This is a genomic window from Microbulbifer sp. (assembly GCF_036563125.1).
In the GTDB taxonomy this organism is placed as follows: domain Bacteria; phylum Pseudomonadota; class Gammaproteobacteria; order Pseudomonadales; family Cellvibrionaceae; genus Microbulbifer.
Genome location: NZ_DATCMV010000095.1, coordinates 1 through 5422, shown reverse-complemented (window position 1 = coordinate 5422; position 5422 = coordinate 1). Strand labels below are relative to the sequence as shown.

Annotated in this window: 4 protein-coding genes; 2 read left to right on the top strand and 2 right to left on the bottom strand. The window is 57.6% G+C overall.

All coding sequences use genetic code 11. The features are described from left to right. The coding region (locus tag VIL80_RS07835) for a MiaE family protein (RefSeq protein ID WP_332035564.1) at window positions 1–578 on the bottom strand (578 nt) is incomplete at its 3' end. 251 nt (window positions 579–829) lie between these two features. On the opposite strand from VIL80_RS07835, the gene VIL80_RS07830 reads away from it, so the two are divergent. Beyond that, window positions 830–1771 (top strand): hypothetical protein, encoded by a 942-nt coding sequence (locus tag VIL80_RS07830; RefSeq protein ID WP_332035563.1) that lies wholly within the window; start codon window positions 830–832, stop codon window positions 1769–1771. Between the two features lie 11 nt (window positions 1772–1782). On the opposite strand, the gene VIL80_RS07825 is transcribed toward VIL80_RS07830, so the two are convergent. Further along, window positions 1783–2244, bottom strand: coding sequence for a DUF1289 domain-containing protein (locus VIL80_RS07825; protein ID WP_332035562.1), 462 nt, complete (start codon window positions 2242–2244; stop codon window positions 1783–1785). 372 nt (window positions 2245–2616) lie between these two features. Here VIL80_RS07825 and acnB point away from each other — a divergent pair, with 372 nt between their 5' ends. Further along, on the top strand, window positions 2617–5232 hold the full coding sequence (gene acnB, locus VIL80_RS07820) for a bifunctional aconitate hydratase 2/2-methylisocitrate dehydratase (RefSeq protein ID WP_332035561.1): 2616 nt from the start codon (window positions 2617–2619) through the stop codon (window positions 5230–5232). Window positions 5233–5422: the final 190 nt, after the last annotated feature.

Below are 5422 nucleotides of genomic sequence, written 5' to 3'. Positions count from 1 at the left end.
TCCGCAGACTCGATCAGGTTTTTCTCGATCTCGAGCAGCTGCTGCACCCGAGGCTCAATGTCCTCGTCGGCAACCTTCTGGGCAAGGGTCAAATAATCGCGAAAATGACGCGCTTCCGACTTGAGCAGTGATAGATAAAACTTCTGCAGTTCGTCGTCGAGGCGCGGGGCAATTTTCGCAAAGCGCTCGCAGGAGCGCGCCTCGATAATCGCACCGCAGATCAGTGTATCCACCAACCTGCCCGGCTCCGCCCCACGCACCTGCTCCCGCAGGCCCGCGGCATAGCGGGATGCGCTGACATGGGGATACTTGATCCCGCGCTTTTTCATGATCGCGATCACCTGCTCGAAATGCCGCAACTCCTCTCGTGCCAGACGCGACATCTTGTTCAGCAGATCGAAATTATCCAGATAGCGGAACATCAGGTTCAGCGCGGTACCTGCGGCCTTTTTCTCACAATTTGCGTGATCGATCAGCATCATCTCCGGCTCTGCCAGCGCGGCCTCCACCCAGGCTTCCGGCGTCTCGCACAGAAGAAACTCGTGAATAGCGGAGAGATCAGGAACTTGGTGACTCATATTCTGGACCGAAAACAACTGCTGCTGGCGCCGGCAAAAACAGGCCGAACGGTGTAAAGGCTGCGGATTATAACGCCGCTCCCCCACTTTTGTTGACGAACAGGGCGAGAAACCAGGCGGCGGGGCCCGAACAGTGCCTGGGAACACTACTCAATTTATTGGTAACGGCTTAATAAGTGGATTAATATTCCACAAGCATTCCAACGACCCGAAACAGCAAACACAATCCATTCGAGAGTTAATGCGGACCCATGGCCCAAAGCTCACTAAAACCACTCGCGTCACGACTACAACAAAGCCTGGACACGATGCACCTCCGAGCGACTGAACTGGCGGGGCCCCTGCGGAAACTGGACGGGTCTTCACGCCCATGGTCGCACTACTTGCTGCAACCAGAGTTCGCCGTGGATGCCGCGAACCAACTCACCGACAACCTCGACCAACCATTCTCCCACCCCTTCACTCTCGCCAGCCGGCTGTTCGCGCAACTCAATTACAGCGATGAGATGGCGCTTGGCGATGCACGCAACACCCTGCAGATTCCCGGACTACTCGCTGTTCCCACCAACGTAATTGCGTTGGCGCAATCCCTGAACTCTGCAAAGGGCGAATTTCAGCAACTCACCGCGGAGATCAAGGAAGCTCTTGCGCCCCACCCTACCCTGGAACGCGACAGAATTCTGCGCGATATGCTCGCCGATGCCGGATATCCGCGCGCACACCTGCGCCACTGCTACCGCCAGATTCTGCTCTGCCCTGAAAAACCCGATGCGCTCGCGCTCAGCTGGATCAAAGCGCGCAAGTCCATCAAGAAGGTCAGCGTCGACTGGTGTGAAAAAAAGCTGGTGCAGCTAGACCCGCAGGGTCAGGATGCGGGGATTCAATTTCAGCGGCAACTGCTGGCCGGGCTCCACAAGAATCGTCACCACGACTTACGGCAGGTGCAGATCCAGAGCCGCCCGAACTTACAGGTGGCGGAAATTTTCCGAACAGAACAAGAAGAAATATATCGACAGGTGGGTTATTCGGCGATGCCGGTGCTGGTGAACGGCGGTGACAATCGGGATTTTCCGGAGTTCACGCGCGTGGACCACAATCCACCCGCATCACGCCGGCGCACCAGGAAAGACCTAAAAATCGAGCAAGCGCCGTATCTCGCCGCTCTCAGAGTGCATCTGATTGCGGCGACTTGAATCAATACGGTTCAGGCGCAGTACAGCCCGGGCGCAACAAAACGCTGGTAGTACGCGACCGACAATCCATAGAAATCCTCGTCGATGCGCTTGCGTAACTCCACCAGTGAAACGCCCTTGGCTACCGGCGTCCGACGCAGGCCGAACTGTTCGGGTTCCTGAATCTGGCTGGCACCGGCCCGCAGCAATTCAAACACCCAGCAGTAGGGGTTCTGATCTTCGTTGAAACGGATCTGCTGATGGCGCAACTGGGTCAGCAATAGATTGTGATCCACAATTTCCAGCTGACTGCGTACGGCGTTTGCAAGATATCCGTCACGGCGCTCCGCGATAATCCGGCGCTGCTCCTCGGAATACGCATTCCAGTCAATCACTTCGTGGGCAAAGCGTTTACAACCCCGACATACATTGTCCCCGATACCGGTGGAACAAACTCCGATACAGGGCGTGCGCACTTTTTTATAGATCGCCATGAAGCGTAAATACCTCGTCGTCCTGCCAGGCCGGATTAGCGGTGTGAAAGCGAGCGCCAGAGAATAGCATTTTTAGTGCGCGGATTGGTCCATTCATACGGTGGATACGACAGCAAAAAATCGCCTTTAATACGAGTAATTCTCACTACGGAAAAGGCGATTTATTGCCCTTTATTTATTTCGTGAATGGCGACAATTTGCGTAAGTTATTGATTTTTCAACGAACTTAACAGGGTTAAGCCTTTAATGTAGAATTCGGCACCCGCCTCCAGCGGCCATCGAAATTTGTCGGAGTTCGGCTGACAAAGAAGTCACCCCGGATTCCTGGAAAGCTGTTGGTTTATACCCCACATACCAAAGAGGGAATTATCCGTGCTTGAAGCCTATCGCAAACACGTCGCCGAGCGCGCCGAACAAGGTATTCCACCCAAGCCCCTGAATGCTGAACAAGTGGCCGGCCTGGTTGAATTGCTGAAAAACCCGCCCGCAGGTGAAGAGCAGGAACTGCTGGACCTGATCACCAACCGCGTACCGCCGGGTGTGGACGAAGCGGCTTACGTTAAAGCCGGTTTCCTCACCGCCATCGCCAAGGGCGAAGCAACCTCTCCGCTGATCGACGCGGAACACGCCACCAAACTGCTGGGCCAGATGCTGGGCGGTTACAACATTTCCACCCTGGTTGAACTGCTGGACGACGCCAAACTGGCCGCACTGGCTGGCGAGCAGCTGAAAGACACCCTGCTGATGTTCGACGCCTTCCACGACGTGGAAGAAAAAGCCAAAGCCGGCAACGAAGTTGCCAAAGCGGTAATCCAGTCCTGGGCTGACGGCGAGTGGTTCACCAAGCGCGATAAAGTCGCCGAGAGCATCAAGGTTGCCGTATTCAAGGTAACCGGCGAGACCAACACCGACGACCTGTCCCCGGCGCCGGACGCCTGGTCCCGCCCCGACATCCCCCTGCACGCGCTGGCCATGTACAAAATGACCCGCGACGGCCTGACTCCGGAAGAACACGGCGTTAAAGGTCCGATGCAGCAGATCGAAGAAGTTATCGCCAAAGGCCTGCCGGTCGCCTTCGTAGGTGACGTAGTGGGTACCGGTTCTTCCCGTAAATCCGCCACCAACTCCGTGCTTTGGTTCTTCGGTGACGACCTGCCGGGCGTACCGAACAAGAAAGGCGGCGGCATCTGTATCGGTGGCAAAGTGGCCCCGATCTTCTACAACACCATGGAAGATGCCGGCGCACTGGTATTCGAAGCTCCGGTTGACGAGCTGAACATGGGCGACGTGATCGAGATCCGCCCGTACGAAGGCAAGATCCTGGCGGAAGACGGCAAGGTGTTGTCCGAGTTCGCACTGAAGTCTGACGTCCTGCTGGACGAAGTACAGGCCGGCGGCCGTATCAACCTGATCATCGGTCGCGGCCTGACCACCAAGGCCCGTGAATCCCTGGGCCTGGGCACTTCCGACCTGTTCCGCATGCCCGAGCAGCCCGCCGACACCGGCAAGGGCTACACCCTGGCACAGAAAATGGTCGGCAAGGCCTGCGGCGTTGAAGGTATCCGCCCCGGCACCTACTGCGAGCCGAAGATGACCACCGTTGGTTCCCAGGACACCACTGGCCCGATGACCCGCGACGAACTGAAAGACCTGGCATGCCTGGGCTTCTCCGCGGACCTCACCATGCAGTCCTTCTGTCACACTGCGGCCTACCCGAAGCCGGTGGACATCGACACCCAGCACACCCTGCCCGACTTCATCATGAACCGCGGCGGTGTTTCCCTGCGCCCGGGTGACGGCATCATCCACAGCTGGCTGAACCGCATGCTGCTGCCGGACACCGTTGGTACCGGTGGTGACTCCCACACCCGCTTCCCGATGGGCATCTCCTTCCCGGCCGGCTCCGGTCTGGTCGCGTTTGCCGCAGCCACCGGCGTTATGCCGCTGGATATGCCGGAATCCGTACTGGTGCGCTTCAAGGGCGAACTGCAGCCGGGCATCACCCTGCGTGACCTGGTCCATGCGATCCCTTACTACGCGATCCAGCAGGGCCTGCTGACCGTCGAGAAAAAAGGCAAGAAGAACATCTTCTCCGGCCGCATCCTCGAGATCGAAGGCCTGGATCACCTGACCGTAGAGCAGGCGTTCGAACTGTCCGACGCCTCCGCCGAGCGTTCAGCTGCCGGCTGTACCATCAAGCTGCCGGAAGAAGCCATCGCCGAATACCTGCGCTCCAACATCACCCTGCTGCGCTGGATGATCGCGGAAGGTTACGGTTCCAAGCGCACCCTGGAGCGTCGTGCACGCGCCATGGAAGAGTGGCTGGCCAACCCGAAACTGATGAGCGCCGACGCCGATGCGGAATACGCGGCGGTAATCGAAATCGACCTGGCTGACGTGAAAGAGCCGATCGTGTGTGCGCCGAACGACCCGGACGACGCCCGCCTGCTCTCCTCTGTAGCTGGTGACAAGGTGGACGAGGTGTTCATCGGTTCCTGCATGACCAACATCGGTCACTTCCGCGCGGCCGGTAAACTGCTGCAGCAGCACAAAGGTGGTATCTCCACCCGCATGTGGATTGCTCCCCCCACCAAGATGGACGAGCACCAGCTGATGGAAGAAGGCTACTACAACATCTACGGCTCCGCCGGTGCCCGCACCGAGATGCCCGGATGTTCCCTGTGCATGGGTAACCAGGCACGTGTAGCCCCGAACAGCACCGTACTGTCCACCTCTACCCGCAACTTCCCGAACCGTCTGGGCGATGGTGCCAACGTGTACCTGACCTCCGCGGAACTGGCTTCTGTGGGCGCGATCCTGGGCAAACTGCCGACTCCGGCGGAATACCAGGAATTCGCCAAGAACCTGGACGCTATGTCTGCGGAAATCTACCGCTACCTGAACTTCGACCAGATTGAGGAATTCCAGAAATCTGCCGAAGAAGGCAAGCGCATCGCCGCTACCGAGATTCAGGATGTTGCTGTTTAAGTAACAACTGATCGCCAAAAGAAAAAGCCCCGCTCGCGAGAGCGGGGCTTTTTTTTAAAAGATAATTCGAGCAAAGGATAGCTCGCTATAGATAGCCAAATTTTCAGCCCCCCGAGTTACCGATCATGCTCAAAATAATCCTGCTCGTTTTTGGCGGCTTCATCGCCGGCATCGTATCTACAGTCTTACT